Here is a 14,262-nt window from a genome sequence, read left to right on the forward strand (position 1 = left end):
CGGAAGGTGTCATATGCCACTCAGGGTCACCGACAACCACTCCTGATGCCACTTCCGGCGCGGCTCCCCATACCACCGTGAGGCGGATCAGGAGACTCCTTATCGCTGCATTTCACCAATCATGGTTGCAGGTGGTGACAGCTCAGGCACTCGGTGCGAATGTTCCGGCATGACCGCGAACCCGGCAGGTTTCGAGCCTGTCTTCTGCACCATCGTGCCGCCCCATGTCCTCGACACCCTGGCCCGGCAAGAGGACCCCGCGCTGTCCGGCCCGGCCCGCCGCACGCTGGAGCGCGACGCCCTCGAGCGCACCCGCCGCCGGCTCACCACGGTCATCGGCGCGCCCGCCGTCGCCGCGCCGAAGGACGCGGAGGCGGACCGGCCGCACCGCACGGTGTACGACGCCCGCCACCACCAGGACCTGCCGGGCAAGAAGGCGCGCGGCGAGGGCGACAAGCCCGGCAAGGACGCCACGGTCAACCGCGCGTACGGGGGTCTCGGCGCGACCTTCGACCTCTATCTCAAGGCGTACATCCGCAACTCGATCGACGGCCGCGGTCTGCCGCTGAACGCCACCGTCCACTACGACCGGGACTACAACAACGCGTTCTGGAACGGCGAGCAGATGGTGTTCGGCGACGGTGACGGCGAGATCTTCCTCGACTTCACCATCCCCGTCGACGTCATCGGCCACGAGCTGACCCACGGCGTCACTCAGTACACCGCCAACCTGACCTACTTCGGGCAGCCGGGCGCGCTCAACGAGTCGGTGTCGGACGTCTTCGGCTCGCTGATCAAGCAGCAGACGCTGGGCCAGACCGCCGCCGAGGCCGACTGGCTGATCGGCGCGGGCCTGCTCGCCCCCCGCGTCACCGGCGTGGCCCTGCGCTCCATGAAGGCCCCGGGCACCGCGTACGACGACGACGTGCTCGGCAAGGACCCGCAGCCCGCCACGATGGACGACTACGTCCGCACCGGCCGCGACAACGGCGGCGTGCACATCAACTCCGGCATCCCGAACCACGCTTTCTACCTCCTCGCGACCGCGCTCGGCGGCCACGCCTGGGAACGGGCCGGGCAGATCTGGTTCGACGTGCTGACCGGGGGCGAGCTGGCGCAGGACGCGTCCTTCGCCGACTTCGCCAAGCTGACGGTCGGCGCCGCGCGCGGCCGCTACGGGGAGGGCGAGGAGATCCAGGCCGTCTCGAAGGCGTGGGAACAGGTGGGCGTGCCGACGCTGTAGCGGCCCGCGCGGGCGTGGCCCGGCGGGACGTGGCCCGGCGGCGGCATTCGTACTAGACAGGGACGCATGCGTATCCAGGTGAGGCGGACCGGTGGGTTCGCCGGTATCGAGCGGCACGCCGAGGTGGACACCGCCGGGCGGGCCGACGCGCACGAGTGGCACACCCTGGCCGAGCGGGCGGTGGCCGAAGGCCGGGGCACGCCCCCGGTCGGCGTGCCCGACGGCTTCAGCTACCAGATCACGGTCGACGGCGAGACGGTCTACGCCGCCGACCCCCGCCTGACCGAGGAACAGCGCAGGCTGATTTCGCGGGTCCTGAAAGAGGGTGCCTGAAGTAGGGGCGTGAGCCGGGGGCCGGGGACCGCAGGCCTGTTGACTCAGGCCCGTTGACATCGGTCCGTTGGTTCCGGCCCGTTGACTCCGGCCCGCCGGGGTGCCGATGATCCGGCGCATGGCCTCGAATCCCGTACCCCCGGCAGCTCCGCTCCCCCGGTTCCCGGACGGTTTCCTGTTCGGTGTCTCCACCTCGGCCCACCAGATCGAGGGCGCCGTGGACGAGCGCGACCCCTCGGTCTGGGACGCGTTCACGGCCGAGCCGGGGCGGGTGAAGGACGGCTCGACGGCGGAGACCGCCTGCGACCACTACCACCGCTACCGCGAGGACGTGGCGCTCCTGCGCGACCTGGGCGTCGACGCGTACCGCTTCTCCGTCTCCTGGCCGCGGGTGAAGTCCCCGGGCGGCCTCGACTTCTACGACCGGCTGGTGGACGAGGTGTGCGCGGCGGGCGTCCGCCCCGTGCCGACGCTCTTCCACTGGGACCTGCCGCTGGAGCTGGACTGGCTGAACCGGGACACGGCCGCCCGGTTCGCCGAGTACGCGGCGGTCGTCGCCGGGCGGCTCGGAGACCGCGTCGGCACCTGGATCACCCTCAACGAGCCCGCCGAGCACACCCTGCTCGGCCACGCCCTGGGCGTACACGCGCCCGGCCGGCGGCTGCTCTTCGACGCGCTCCCGGTCGCCCACCACCAGCTCCTCGCGCACGGCCTCGCGGTACGGGCGCTGCGCGCGGCCGGGGCCACGGACATCGGCATCGCCAACTCGCACGGCCCGGTACGGGCGGCCTCCGAGGACCCGGAGGACGTGGCGGCGGCCGACTTCTACGACGTCCTCCTCAACCGCCTGTTCGCGGACCCGCTGCTGCTCGGCCGCTACCCGGAGGGCATCGCCGAGCTGCTGCCGGGGGACGTGGGGGCGGACCTGGAGGTGATCGCCGAACCCCTCGACTGGTACGGCGTGAACTACTACCAGCCGACCCGGGTGGGCGCCCCGCAGGGCACCGAGATCGAGTTCGGCGGACTGACCCTCCCCGCCGAACTCCCCTTCTCCGTCCGCGACATCCCCGGTCCGCCGAAGACGGACTTCGGCTGGCCGGTCGTCCCCGAGGCGCTCACGGAACTGCTCACCGGCTTCCGCGACCGCTACGGCGACCGCCTCCCCCCGGTGATCATCACCGAGAACGGCTGCTCGTACGGGGGCCTGGACGACCAGGACCGCATCACGTTCCTCGACGCCCACATCCGTGCCCTGCACCGCGCCTGGCAGTCCGGAGTCACCGTCCGCGGCTACTTCGTCTGGTCCCTGCTGGACAACTTCGAATGGGCAGAGGGCTACACCCAGCGCTTCGGCTTGGTACACGTGGACTTCGACACGCTGGAACGCACCCCGAAGGCGTCGTACAGGTGGCTGCGCGAGAAGCTGGACGGGAAGCAAATCAGCCCGTCCGGCGTTTGAGCACGAGGCCGTCAGGCCGAAGCGGGGGCCTGGGGGTGGCAGCCGCCGGAACCAAGGGACGGGAAGGGGCGGAGGGGCGAATCACACCGCGGCCCGCCCCCGCGGGTCAGAACCCCAGCTTCCGCAACTGCCGGGGATCCCGCTGCCAGTCCTTGGCGACCTTGACATGCAGATCAAGAAAGACGGGCGTACCGAGCAACGCCTCGATCTGCTTGCGCGACTTGATCCCGACCTCCTTCAACCGCTTCCCCTTGGGCCCGATGATGATCCCCTTCTGACTGGGCCGCTCGATGTAGACGAACGCGTGGATGTCGAGCAACGGCTTGTCGGCCGGCCGGTCCTCCCGCGGCAGCATCTCCTCGACCACGACGGCGATGGAGTGCGGCAGCTCGTCCCGCACCCCTTCGAGCGCCGCCTCACGGATCAGCTCGGCCACCATGACCTGCTCGGGCTCGTCCGTGAGGTCGCCCTCCGGGTAGAGCGCGGGACCCTCGGGCAGCAGCGGCACCAGCAGGTCGGCCAGCAGCTCCACCTGCTTGTCGCCGACCGCGGAGACCGGCACGATCTCGGCCCACTCGATGCCCAGCTCCTGCCCGAGCTGGTCGATCGCGATGAGCTGCTCGGCGAGCGTCCTGCCGTCGACGAGGTCGGTCTTGGTGACGATGGCGATCTTCGGCGTCTTCTTGATCGACGCCAGTTCCTTGGCGATGAACCGGTCGCCGGGGCCGAGTTTCTCGTTCGCGGGCAGGCAGAAGCCGATCACGTCGACCTCGGCCCACGTCGTCCGTACGACGTCGTTGAGCCGCTCCCCCAGCAGGGTGCGCGGCTTGTGCAGCCCCGGCGTGTCCACCAGGATCAGCTGCGCGTCGGGCCGGTGCACGATGCCCCGGACCGTGTGCCGCGTGGTCTGCGGCCGGTTCGAGGTGATCGCCACCTTCTGGCCGACCAGAGCGTTCGTGAGGGTGGACTTGCCCGCGTTGGGGCGGCCCACGAAGCAGGCGAAGCCGGCGCGGTGCTTCCCCCCGACCTCGCGGGCGCGGGAGCCGGTCCCGTCCTCGGGCGGCTCGGATGACTGGGTACGAACGCTCATGGCGCCCATTGTCCCTGATCCACGGAGCGCCGCCGCACCGGCGGCGGCCTCGCGGCCGGCTCGTGAGCTCCCCGAAACCCGCATGCAACGAAACGTCACGGAAACGCTGCCGTGCGCGACCGGAAACGCATGCCGGTGACCCTCGGACGAGTCCCCGCACCCGAGGAGAGCCGTTCGTGGAGACCCTGACCCTGGCCGCCGGACCGCCGTCCGCCCCGGACACCGGCGACACCGCCTGGCTGCTCGCCGCCACCGCGCTGGTGCTGCTGATGACACCGGGCCTGGCCCTGTTCTACGGCGGCATGGTCCGCGCGAAGAGCGTCCTCAACATGCTGATGATGAGTTTCGTGGCGATCGCCCTGGTCACGGTCGTCTGGCTGGCCTGCGGCTACTCGCTCGCGTTCGGCGACGACGCCTTCGGCGGGCTGATCGGCTCACTCGGGCACGCGGGCATGGCGGGCATCGGCCCGGACAGCACGCACGGCACCGTCCCCACGCTGCTGTTCGCGACCTTCCAGCTCACCTTCGCGATCATCACGGCGGCGCTGATCAGCGGGGCGGTCGCGGACCGGGCGAAGTTCTCGGCGTGGCTGGTCTTCGTCCCCCTGTGGGCGCTGCTGGTATACGTTCCCGTCGCCCACTGGGTGTGGGGCCCCGGTGGCTGGATCCTGGACTCCCTCGGTGCCCTGGACTTCGCGGGCGGGCTCCCGGTCGAGATCACCTCGGGCGCCTCGGGTCTTGCCCTCTGCCTGGTCCTCGGCCCGCGCCTGGGCTTCAAGAAGGACGCCATGCGGCCGCACAACCTGCCGATGGTGGTGCTGGGCGCCGGGCTGCTCTGGTTCGGCTGGTTCGGCTTCAACGCGGGCTCGGCGCTCGGCGCGAACGGGCTCGCCGCCGCCTCCTTCCTCAACACCCTCGCGGCCGGCTGCACCGGTCTGCTCGGCTGGCTCTTCGTGGAGCAGCGGCGCGACGGCCACCCCACCACGCTGGGCGCCGCCTCCGGCGCGGTCGCCGGGCTCGTGGCGATCACCCCGGCCTGCGGCACGGTCTCACTGCTCGGCGCGCTGGTCGTCGGCCTCGCGGCCGGAGTCGTCTGTTCGTACGCCGTGGGCTGGAAGTTCCGGTTCGGCTACGACGACTCGCTGGACGTCGTCGGCGTCCATCTGGTCGGCGGGGTGGTCGGCACGGTGCTCATCGGGGTCTTCGCGACCGCGGAGCTGACCGGCGGTACGGACGGGCTGGCGCACGGCGGCGGGTTCGGCCAGCTCGGGCGGCAGCTGGTCGCGGTGGCGGCCGTCGGCGCGTACGCCTTCTCGGTCACGTACGGGGTCGGGAAGCTGATCGACCGGTTCCTCGGCTTCCGGGCGGAGGAGGAGCACGAGCGGACCGGCCTGGACCTTACGGTGCACGCCGAGACGGCCTACGATCACGGGGTTCTGGGGCACGGCGCCCCGGTCTCCGCGTCCGTTGCGTCCGCCACGTCCGCTCCCACCGACCGGAAGGTCAAGCCCCAGTCATGAAGCTCATCACCGCGGTCGTGAAGCCGCACCGTCTCGACGAGGTCAAGACCGCGCTCCAGGAGCTGGGCGTGAACGGCCTGACCGTCACGGAGGCCAGCGGGTACGGCAGGCAGCGCGGCCACACGGAGGTCTATCGCGGCGCCGAGTACCAGGTCGACCTGGTGCCGAAGGTGCGGATCGAGGTCGTCGTCGAGGACGCGGTGGCGGACGCCGCCATGGACGCCGTCGTCGCGGCCGCCCGTACCGGGAAGATCGGCGACGGCAAGGTGTGGGCCCTTCCGGTGGAGACGGTGGTCCGGGTCCGCACGGGCGAGCGCGGACCGGACGCGCTCTGAGAGCCGGACGCCCCGGCAGCGTTCACCGGGGCGTCCGGGTGTCGCGGCTGTCTCAGTCGAACACGAACGGGCCCGGTGACTGCGGCGCGGTCGCCGTACAGGTGATGGTGATGCCGAAGACGACCATCTTCAGCGTCCCGCCGTACGCCTCCAGGGAGTCGCCGGAGGCCACCGTGCCGCCCACGGGTCCGACCGTGACGGGAGAACCGGCCGCCATGGCCGGGTTCTTCGTCCCGGTGAAGGTCCTGGTGCCGCCCGCCGCGTTCACCAGGGTGAGCGTGGAGGTGATCGAGTCGGCGGACAGGGCGAGCGGCGTGGTGATCGCCGACGCGGTGAGGGTGATGGTGGCGGCGGTGCCGTTCTGCGTCGCCGTCAGGGTGGCCGCGCCGCCGCCGAAGGAACCGCAGTTCGCGGTGATCGACGCGGTGTCGGGGGTGACGGCCACGGCGGTGGGCGCGAGGGCCAGTCCGGTGGCCGCGAGGGCCCCGGCCAGCAGTGCCGCACCTGTAGTCTTGCGCCTGATGTTCATGGGGATCCGGCTCCCTTCCCGGTGGGGAATGCCATGTGGGGATGGACGGGAGAGACGAACCGACGGCCGGGCGGCCCGCGAGCGCGGTGCGGAACGCTGCGCGGGCCGGATCCGGTGACAGACCGGATCCGCTGTCAGACCTGACGGGTCGTCGGAATTACCGGTTCCATTGATGCGCGAGTGACGGCGGATGGCAAGGGCGGTTTTGCGCCGCATATGCGCGAGGCAAGCGGAGCCCGGGTGCCGGACTCCGTCCCAGGGCGCCGGGAACCCGGGCGCCGGCGCCCTGAGCAGGGCCTCTCAGCCCGCGGAGACGGTCAGCCGTACGGTCCCGTCAGGACCGGCGAGCAGGACCGGCGTCCCCGGGCCGCCCAGGTCCCGTACCGCCGCCAGGTCCTCCGCGGCGGCCTCCGCCTCCTCGGTCACCACCGCCGCCGCCTCAAGGGACTTCGCGCCGGAGGCCACCGCCATCGCCACCGCCGTCCGCAGGGCGCTCAGCTCCAGCGAGGCGAGGGCCACCGTCCCGGCGACATACGTACGGCCCGTCTCGTCCCGTACGGCGGCGCCCTCGGGCACGCCGTTGCGGGCCCGCGCCGAACGGGCCAGGGTGACGATCTTGCGGTCCTCGGGGTCAAGCGCACTGTCGGTCATGGACCGAGCATACGAAGATCGGTGCCGCGCCGGACGCCACGGGGTAGGCCGGGGCCTCAGGGACGGTCGAGGCGGAGCCGTTCGGCCTTCGGCAGCCCGGCGACCACGAGGTCGTACGAGTCCTCGACGAGCTCCCTGACCAGCCGGTCCGGGAGCTCGCCGCCGGCCGTCACCGTGTTCCAGTGCCGCTTGTTCATGTGCCAGCCGGGGACAATGAGCCCCGGGTGCTCACCGCGCAGCCGGACCGCGTCGTCCGGGTCGCACTTGAGGTTGACCGTCAGGGGCCGCGCGTCCAGGGCGGTGAGCGCGAAGAGCTTGCCGAGCACCTTGAAGACGGAGGTCTCCGGGTTGAACGGGAAGTCCTCGACGGCCGCGTTGAAGGACAGGCACAGCGCGCGCAGCTCCTGGGGCGTCATTCCGGCTTCGTCTCCTCCTGGGGGTCCTCCGGCGGGGCGACGGGCTCCACGAGGACCGTCACGATCTTGTTGCGGCGGCCCGCCGACGCCTCCGCGGTCAGCCGCAGCTCGCGGGCGTCGGGCAGCGCCACCGCCGCCGAGGCGCCCGCGATGGGGACCCGGCCGAGCGCCTTGGCCAGCAGTCCGCCGACCGTCTCCACGTCCTCGTCGTCGTACGCCTCGATGCCGTACAGCTCGCCGAGGTCGCCGATGTCGAGGCGGGCCGTGACCCGGTAGCGGCCCTCGCCGAGGTCCTCCACCGGCGGCTTCTCCCGGTCGTACTCGTCGGTGATCTCGCCGACGATCTCCTCGAGGATGTCCTCGATGGTGACGATGCCGGCCGTGCCGCCGTACTCGTCGATGACGACGGCGACGTGGTTGCGCTCCTGCTGCATCTCGCGCAGCAGGTCACCGGCGTTCTTGGTGTCGGGCACGAAGGCGGCCGGGCGCATGGCGGTCGACACCAGCTCGCTCTCGGCGTCCCGGCTGATGTGCGTCTTGCGGGCCAGGTCCTTCAGGTACACGATCCCGACGACGTCGTCCTCGCTCTCCCCGGTGACGGGGATGCGGGAGAAGCCGGAGCGCAGGGCGAGGGTGAGGGCCTGGCGGATGGTCTTGTAGCGCTCGATGACGACGAGGTCGGTGCGCGGCACCATCACCTCGCGGACCAGGGTGTCGCCCAGCTCGAAGACGGAGTGCACCATCCGGCGCTCCTCGTCCTCGATCAGGGACTCCTTCTCCGCGAGGTCGACCAGCGCGCGCAGCTCGGCCTCGGAGGCGAACGGGCCCCGGCGGAAGCCCTTGCCGGGCGTGAGCGCGTTGCCGATGAGGATCAGCAGCGGCGGGATCGGTCCCATGACGCGGGCCAGCGGCAGCAGCACGTACGCGGCGGCGGTCGCCGTGTTCAGCGGGTGCTGGCGGCCGATGGTGCGCGGGGAGACGCCCACGGCGACGTAGGAGACGAGGACCATCACGCCGATGGCGACGGCGAGCGCCTGCCAGGTCGCGTCGAACTCCTTCAGGCAGGCGTACGTGACGAGCGCGGCGGCGGCCATCTCGCAGGCGACGCGCACCAGGAGCGCCACGTTGAGGTAGCGGGTGGGGTCGGCGGCGACCTGGGCGAGCTTGGCGCTGCCGCGGCGCCCGCCGCGGACCGCCTCCTCGGCGCGGAAGCTGGAGACGCGGGCCAGGGCGGCTTCCGCGCAGGCGGCCAGCCAGGCGATGACGACCAGCGCTATGGCGCCGGTGACGAGCTGCGGACTCATGACTCTCGACTCTGGGCTTGGACACAGGCTCTGACGGACGGTGACGGATCTCAGGAGCTCCCAGGTACCCGGAGGGCCCGAGGAAATTCTCAGGTGACGGTCGGGGCGGGGGACGGACCGGTCAGGCCCTGCTCCGCGCGCCAGCCGTCCACGATGGCCGCCTGGAGGCCGAACATCTCGGCCTTCTCGTCGGGCTCCTCGTGGTCGTACCCGAGCAGGTGCAGCACTCCGTGGACGGTGAGGAGCTGGAGCTCCTCGTCCATGGAGTGCTGGGTCGGGGCCTCCTTGCCCTGCCGCTCGGCGACCTCGGGGCAGAGCACGATGTCGCCGAGCAGGCCCTGCGGCGGCTCGTCGTCGTCCTTGGCCGGCGGACGCAGCTCGTCCATCGGGAAGGACATGACGTCGGTGGGCCCCGGGAGGTCCATCCACTGGATGTGCAGCTGCTCCATGGCGTCGGCGTCCACGACGATCACCGAGAGCTCGGAGAGCGGGTGAATGCGCATCCGCGCGAGGGCGTAGCGGGCGATGTCGAGGATCGCCTGCTCGTCGACCTCGGTTCCGGACTCGTTGTTGACGTCGATCGACATGGTGGTGTGCTTGCTACTTCCCCTTGTGCCCGGCCTTGCCCCGGCCGCCCTTGTGCGTGCCGTTCTCCGTGCCGTGCGTGCTGTCGTACTTCTCGTACGCGTCGACGATACGGCCGACGAGCTTGTGCCGTACGACATCGTGGGAGGTGAGCCGCGAGAAGTGGACGTCGTCGAGGCCCTCCAGGATGTCCTGGACCTGGCGCAGACCCGACTTGGTCCCGGAGGGGAGGTCGACCTGCGTCACGTCACCCGTGATCACGATCTTCGAGTCGAAGCCGAGGCGGGTGAGGAACATCTTCATCTGCTCGGGCGAGGTGTTCTGCGCCTCGTCGAGGATGATGAAGGCGTCGTTGAGCGTCCTTCCGCGCATATAGGCCAGCGGCGCGACCTCGATCGTGCCCGCCGCCATCAGCCGCGGGATCGAGTCGGGGTCGAGCATGTCGTGCAGCGCGTCGTACAGCGGGCGCAGGTAGGGGTCGATCTTCTCGTAGAGCGTGCCGGGCAGGAAGCCCAGGCGCTCGCCGGCCTCGACGGCGGGGCGGGTCAGGATGATCCTGTTGACCTGCTTGGACTGCAGGGCCTGGACCGCCTTGGCCATGGCGAGGTAGGTCTTGCCGGTGCCCGCGGGGCCGATGCCGAAGACGATGGTGTGCTTGTCGATGGCGTCGACGTACCGCTTCTGGTTGAGCGTCTTGGGGCGGATGGTGCGGCCGCGGGAGGACAGGATGTTCTGCGTGAGCACCTCGGCGGGGGTCTCCGGGCCGTCGCCCTCCCCGTTCTCGCTCGCCCTGAGCATGGCGATCGAGCGTTCCACTGCGTCCTCCGTCATCGGCTGCCCCGTGCGGAGCACCAGCATCATCTCGTCGAACAGCCGCTGGACGAGGGCCACTTCACCGGCGTCGCCCACCGCGCTGATCTCATTGCCCCGGACGTGTATGTCGGCCGCCGGGAAGGCCTTCTCGATCACGCGCAGCAGCGCGTCTCCGGAACCCAGCACGGTCACCATGGGGTGCTTGGCCGGGACGGTGAAATGGGCTCGTGCCTGCCCCTTCTGGTCCGAAGGGGTGTGAGCTGTGGGTGTCTGAGTCATGGGCCGGCTCTGTAGGCCTGCTTTTCCTCCTCGATCGGCACGCTTGCCACGGGGGCAGCCTTGCGCTTCCAGGGTACGACGGTGGGGTGACAGTGCTGTAGGACTTTTTGGCCGCCGCCCCGCTCCCCCGTCCTCAGGCCGTGCCGCCGAAGCCGATCGTGGGGACCGCCCGGCGCAGCGGCCAGGGGCGGGTGACCTCGGGGATCAGCCCCTCCAGGAAGGCGTAGCGGCGCAGCGCAGCCGGGTCCTGGTCGTCGACGGACTGCACGCGGCGCCACCAGGCGGCGATCTCGGACCAGCCGGGGGCGGACAGGGAGCCGCCGAACTCCTGCACGGAGAGCGCGGCGGTCAGCCCGGCGAAGGCGAGCCGGTCGGCGAGCGGCCAGTCGGCGAGCGCCCCGGTGACGAACCCGGCGACGAAGACGTCACCGGCGCCGGTGGGGTCCATGGCCTCGACGGCGATGGCCGGCACCTCCGCGGTCTCGCCGGTCCTGCCGTCCACCGCGTAGGCGCCCTCGGCACCGAGGGTGACCACGGCGAGCGGCACGTGCCCGGTGAGCGCGTGGGCCGCCGCCCTGGGGGAGGCGGCGCCGGTGTAGCGCATGGCCTCCTCGGCGTTCGGCAGGAACGCCTCGCAGTGCTCCAGGTCGGCGAGGCCGGCCAGGTCCCAGCGGCCGGTGTCGTCCCAGCCGACGTCCGCGAAGATCAGGCTGCCGGCGTCCGCGGCCTCGGCGATCCAGGGCGCGCGGACGCCGGGCGTCAGGGAGGCGACGGCGGCACGCGCGCGCGGGGCGTGGTCCGGGGCCGGTTCCACGGGCGGCGGCTCGTGGCCGTGGCTGACCATGGTCCGCTCGCCCTCGTAGGCCATCGACACGGTGACCGGCGAGTGCCAGCCGCGTACGGTGCGCGACGGCGAGAGGTCGATGCCCTCCCCCTGGGAGAGCGCGTCCCAGCAGTACTCCCCGTAGTGGTCGTCGCCGAAGGCCGCCGCGAGCGAGGTGCGCAGTCCGAGCCGGGCCAGCGCGGTCGCCATGTTGGCGACGCCGCCGGGGCTCGAACCCATGCCGCGGGCCCAGGACTCGGTCCCGCGCACCGGGGCGGAGCCGAGCCCGGTGAAGATGATGTCGAGGAAGACCGTCCCCGTCAGATAGACGTCCCAGGGCGGATCGTGCGGGCCGCGCAGCGCGGCGAGCGGGTCGACGTGGGCCTGGCAGTGCGGGATCTCCCGGCCGTCGGACGCGAGGTGGGCCTGGCGGTGATCCGGTACGCGCGCCGGCCCGCCGGATGCCCCGGGCGCGGCGTGGTGTGTGCGGTGCTGTCCCTCTCCGTTGGACGCGATCACGGTGCGCTCCCTGACGTGGTGCGGATCAGGCCAGTGTGCACCACGCCGGGGAGCGCCCGGCGCCGGAGCGGTGACCGGACGTGTCCTGATCCGGCCGTCGCGCCCGCCTTCTACCAGCGCGGGACGGAGGGGGTGACCCACTCGGGGTCGGCGACGCGCATGGCGGCCGCGTCGTCGCGGTCGCGCAGGGCGGCGTCTGCATCCAGCCAGCGCCGGTGCAGGAACGCCAGCTTGTCGCGGTCGAGTTCGACGCCGAGCCCGGGGGCGTCGGAGACCCGGACCCTGCCGCCCTCGAAGGCGAGGCGCTCGGTGAGGACGTCCTCGGACTGCCAGGGGTAGTGGGAGTCGCAGGCGTGGTGGAGGTCCGGGACGGTCGCCGCGACGTGGGTCATGGCGGCGAGGCTGATGCCCAGGTGGGTGTTGGAGTGCATGGAGACGCCGACGCCGAAGGTGCGGCAGACGGCGGCCAGTTCGCGGGTGTTGCGCAGCCCGCCCCAGTAGTGGTGGTCGGAGAGCACGACCTGTACGGCCCCCTTGGTGAAGGCCTCCGCTATCTCCGCGAACGTGGTGACGCACATGTTGGTGGCGAGCGGCACGGACGTGGCTGCGGCGACCTCGGCCATGGCGGCGGTGCCGAGCGCCGGGTCCTCCAGGTATTCGAGTACGTCGCCCAGCTCGTCCGCGACCTTCAGCGAGGTCTCCACCGACCAGGCGCCGTTGGGGTCGAGCCGCAGCGGATGCCCGGGGAACGCCTCCGCGAGCGCGCGGATGGCGGCGATCTCCTGCTCGGGCGGGAAGACACCGCCCTTGAGCTTGAACGAGGTGAACCCGTACCGCTCGGTGAAGGTGCGGGCCTGCGCGACGACCCCGGCCGGATCGAGGGCGGCACCCCAGTCGTCCTTCTCGCTCTCCACCCCCTCGGGATGGCGGCCCCACTTGTAGAAGAGATAGGCGCTGTACTCGACGGAGTCGCGCAGCTTGCCGCCGAGGAGGGCGTGCACGGGCAGCCCGAGCGCCTTGCCGAGCGCGTCGAGACAGGCGACCTCGAACCCCGACAGGACGGACAGCCGCAGCTTGTCGGCGGTCTGCACCCCGCGCAGCCCGCCGACGTCGACCTGGTTCTCCACCCGCCCCCGGTCGACGGCGACCTCGTCGGCGAGCACGAAGAGCCCGTTGAGGTCGGAGACCTTGTGCCCCACCAGCTTGTCGGCGAAGGGCCGTGCCAGCTCCAGGTACTTGGTGTCGCCGTACGTCTCGCCGGCGCCGGTGACCCCGTCGGCCGTGACGACCTCGACGATCAGCCGGGGTGTGTACGGCTGGTGCACGCCCTGGGTGTTCAGCAGCGGCGGGTCGGCGACCAGGATCGGGGTCAGCCGGACCTCGGCGATGGTCAGGTCAGCGGTCACAGGGCAACTCCTCGTCTCTGTATGTAGACGTGATCTACGTATGGAGATGGAGACTAGATAGATGACCACGCAGCGTCAATGGCAGGACTTGAGTCGCTTTACGATCTGCGCATGCCGGAACCGAGTCAGGAGCAGGAGCGCGGAGTCCGCGAGGTGAAGTCCGCCGCCCGCACCGTCGAGCTGCTGGAACTGCTGGCCGCGCGCGGCGACCGCCCGGCCCGCCTCCAGGAACTCGCGGACGCCCTCCAGGTCCCGCGCAGTTCGATGTACGCCCTGCTCCAGACCCTGATCGGCCGCGGCTGGGTCCGCACGGACGCCACCGGCTCCCTGTACGGCATCGGCATCCACGCCCTGCTCACCGGCACCAGCTACCTGGACTCCGACCCGAGGGTGCGCGCCGTCCGCCCGTACCTGGACGAGGCGTCCGAGGCGCTCGGCGAGACCATCCACCTGGGCCGTCTCGACGGCGCGGACGTGGCCTACCTGGCGACGCGCGAGTCCCACGAATACCTGCGCACGATCAGCCGGGTCGGCCGGCGCCTGCCCGCCCACGTGGGCGCGCTCGGCAAGGCACTGCTGGCCGAACGCCCCGACGACGCGCTGCCCGAGGGCCCCTATCCGGCCGCCACGCCCCACACCCTCACCGACCGCGCCGCACTCGCCGCCGACCTCGCGACGGTCCGCGCCCGCGGCTACTCCGTCGATCACGAGGAGGGCGTCCTCGGCATCGTCGGCTTCGGCTTCGCCCTGCGCTACGACACTCCCGCCCAGGACGCCATCAGCTGCTCGGTACCGGTGGCCCGGCTGACCCCCGCCCACGAGGCGCGGATCGTCGCGGTGATGCGGGAGATCCGGGCGAAGGCGGAGGCGGCTGCGCCGGGCGGCGCGGGCTCACCGAGCTGGCGCTGACGCCGGTCGTTTCTGCCTTACCCGGCTCACGCGCCATCGAGGCTGCCA

The 14,262-nt window shown here is 71.6% G+C and carries 15 protein-coding genes; 6 read left to right on the top strand and 9 right to left on the bottom strand.

Annotated features, from left to right (window positions below):
* The first annotated feature begins 169 nt into the window (after positions 1–169).
* The 3 genes from ACFV6E_RS15885 to ACFV6E_RS15895 all read left to right on the top strand — a co-directional run bounded on the left by ACFV6E_RS15885 (position 170) and on the right by ACFV6E_RS15895 (position 3,035).
* On the top strand, positions 170–1,243 hold the full coding sequence (locus ACFV6E_RS15885) for a M4 family metallopeptidase (RefSeq protein ID WP_385159290.1): 1,074 nt from the start codon (positions 170–172) through the stop codon (positions 1,241–1,243).
* A 66-nt stretch (positions 1,244–1,309) separates the two neighbouring features.
* Complete coding sequence (locus tag ACFV6E_RS15890) at positions 1,310–1,576, top strand: protealysin inhibitor emfourin (protein WP_385159292.1); 267 nt, start codon at positions 1,310–1,312, stop codon at positions 1,574–1,576.
* Positions 1,577–1,682: 106 nt separating this feature from the next.
* Positions 1,683–3,035: a GH1 family beta-glucosidase gene (locus tag ACFV6E_RS15895; protein WP_385159294.1), complete on the top strand. Its 1,353-nt coding sequence runs from the start codon at positions 1,683–1,685 to the stop codon at positions 3,033–3,035.
* 106 nt (positions 3,036–3,141) lie between these two features.
* Here the strand turns inward: ACFV6E_RS15895 and era are convergent, their stop codons facing one another.
* Positions 3,142–4,134 (bottom strand): GTPase Era, encoded by a 993-nt coding sequence (gene era / locus ACFV6E_RS15900; protein ID WP_385159296.1) that lies wholly within the window; start codon positions 4,132–4,134, stop codon positions 3,142–3,144.
* A 167-nt stretch (positions 4,135–4,301) separates the two neighbouring features.
* Between era and ACFV6E_RS15905 the strand changes: the two genes are divergently transcribed.
* On the top strand, positions 4,302–5,645 hold the full coding sequence (locus ACFV6E_RS15905; RefSeq protein ID WP_385462086.1) for an ammonium transporter: 1,344 nt from the start codon (positions 4,302–4,304) through the stop codon (positions 5,643–5,645).
* Positions 5,642–5,980, top strand: a complete 339-nt coding sequence (locus ACFV6E_RS15910) for a P-II family nitrogen regulator (protein WP_385159300.1) — start codon at positions 5,642–5,644, stop codon at positions 5,978–5,980. The genes ACFV6E_RS15905 and ACFV6E_RS15910 overlap by 4 nt, the downstream gene beginning before the upstream one ends.
* 52 nt (positions 5,981–6,032) lie before the next feature.
* Here the strand turns inward: ACFV6E_RS15910 and ACFV6E_RS15915 are convergent, their stop codons facing one another.
* The 8 genes from ACFV6E_RS15915 to ACFV6E_RS15950 form a co-directional block, all read right to left on the bottom strand.
* A complete protein-coding gene (locus tag ACFV6E_RS15915) occupies positions 6,033–6,509 on the bottom strand; it encodes a hypothetical protein (protein WP_385159302.1) in 477 nt (158 codons plus the stop codon).
* Between the two features lie 300 nt (positions 6,510–6,809).
* Positions 6,810–7,160, bottom strand: a complete 351-nt coding sequence (locus ACFV6E_RS15920) for a cytidine deaminase (protein ID WP_385159304.1) — start codon at positions 7,158–7,160, stop codon at positions 6,810–6,812.
* Positions 7,161–7,216: 56 nt separating this feature from the next.
* The gene (locus ACFV6E_RS15925) at positions 7,217–7,576 is read right to left on the bottom strand and encodes an MmcQ/YjbR family DNA-binding protein (RefSeq protein ID WP_385462089.1); all 360 of its coding nucleotides are present in this window, start codon (positions 7,574–7,576) and stop codon (positions 7,217–7,219) included.
* Positions 7,573–8,880 (bottom strand): hemolysin family protein, encoded by a 1,308-nt coding sequence (locus tag ACFV6E_RS15930; protein ID WP_385159308.1) that lies wholly within the window; start codon positions 8,878–8,880, stop codon positions 7,573–7,575. The genes ACFV6E_RS15925 and ACFV6E_RS15930 overlap by 4 nt, the downstream gene beginning before the upstream one ends.
* 89 nt (positions 8,881–8,969) lie before the next feature.
* A complete protein-coding gene (gene ybeY / locus ACFV6E_RS15935; protein ID WP_385159310.1) occupies positions 8,970–9,467 on the bottom strand; it encodes an rRNA maturation RNase YbeY in 498 nt (165 codons plus the stop codon).
* A gap of 13 nt (positions 9,468–9,480) precedes the next feature.
* The gene (locus ACFV6E_RS15940) at positions 9,481–10,557 is read right to left on the bottom strand and encodes a PhoH family protein (protein WP_385159312.1); all 1,077 of its coding nucleotides are present in this window, start codon (positions 10,555–10,557) and stop codon (positions 9,481–9,483) included.
* Positions 10,558–10,690: 133 nt separating this feature from the next.
* Positions 10,691–11,779 (bottom strand): carbohydrate kinase family protein, encoded by a 1,089-nt coding sequence (locus ACFV6E_RS15945; protein ID WP_385462125.1) that lies wholly within the window; start codon positions 11,777–11,779, stop codon positions 10,691–10,693.
* A gap of 230 nt (positions 11,780–12,009) precedes the next feature.
* The gene (locus ACFV6E_RS15950; RefSeq protein ID WP_385462092.1) at positions 12,010–13,305 is read right to left on the bottom strand and encodes a glucarate dehydratase family protein; all 1,296 of its coding nucleotides are present in this window, start codon (positions 13,303–13,305) and stop codon (positions 12,010–12,012) included.
* Between the two features lie 111 nt (positions 13,306–13,416).
* On the opposite strand from ACFV6E_RS15950, the gene ACFV6E_RS15955 reads away from it, so the two are divergent.
* The gene (locus tag ACFV6E_RS15955) at positions 13,417–14,214 is read left to right on the top strand and encodes an IclR family transcriptional regulator (RefSeq protein WP_385159316.1); all 798 of its coding nucleotides are present in this window, start codon (positions 13,417–13,419) and stop codon (positions 14,212–14,214) included.
* Positions 14,215–14,262 lie beyond the last annotated feature (48 nt).

Source organism: Streptomyces sp. NPDC059785 (genome assembly GCF_042732375.1).
Classification (GTDB): domain Bacteria; phylum Actinomycetota; class Actinomycetes; order Streptomycetales; family Streptomycetaceae; genus Streptomyces.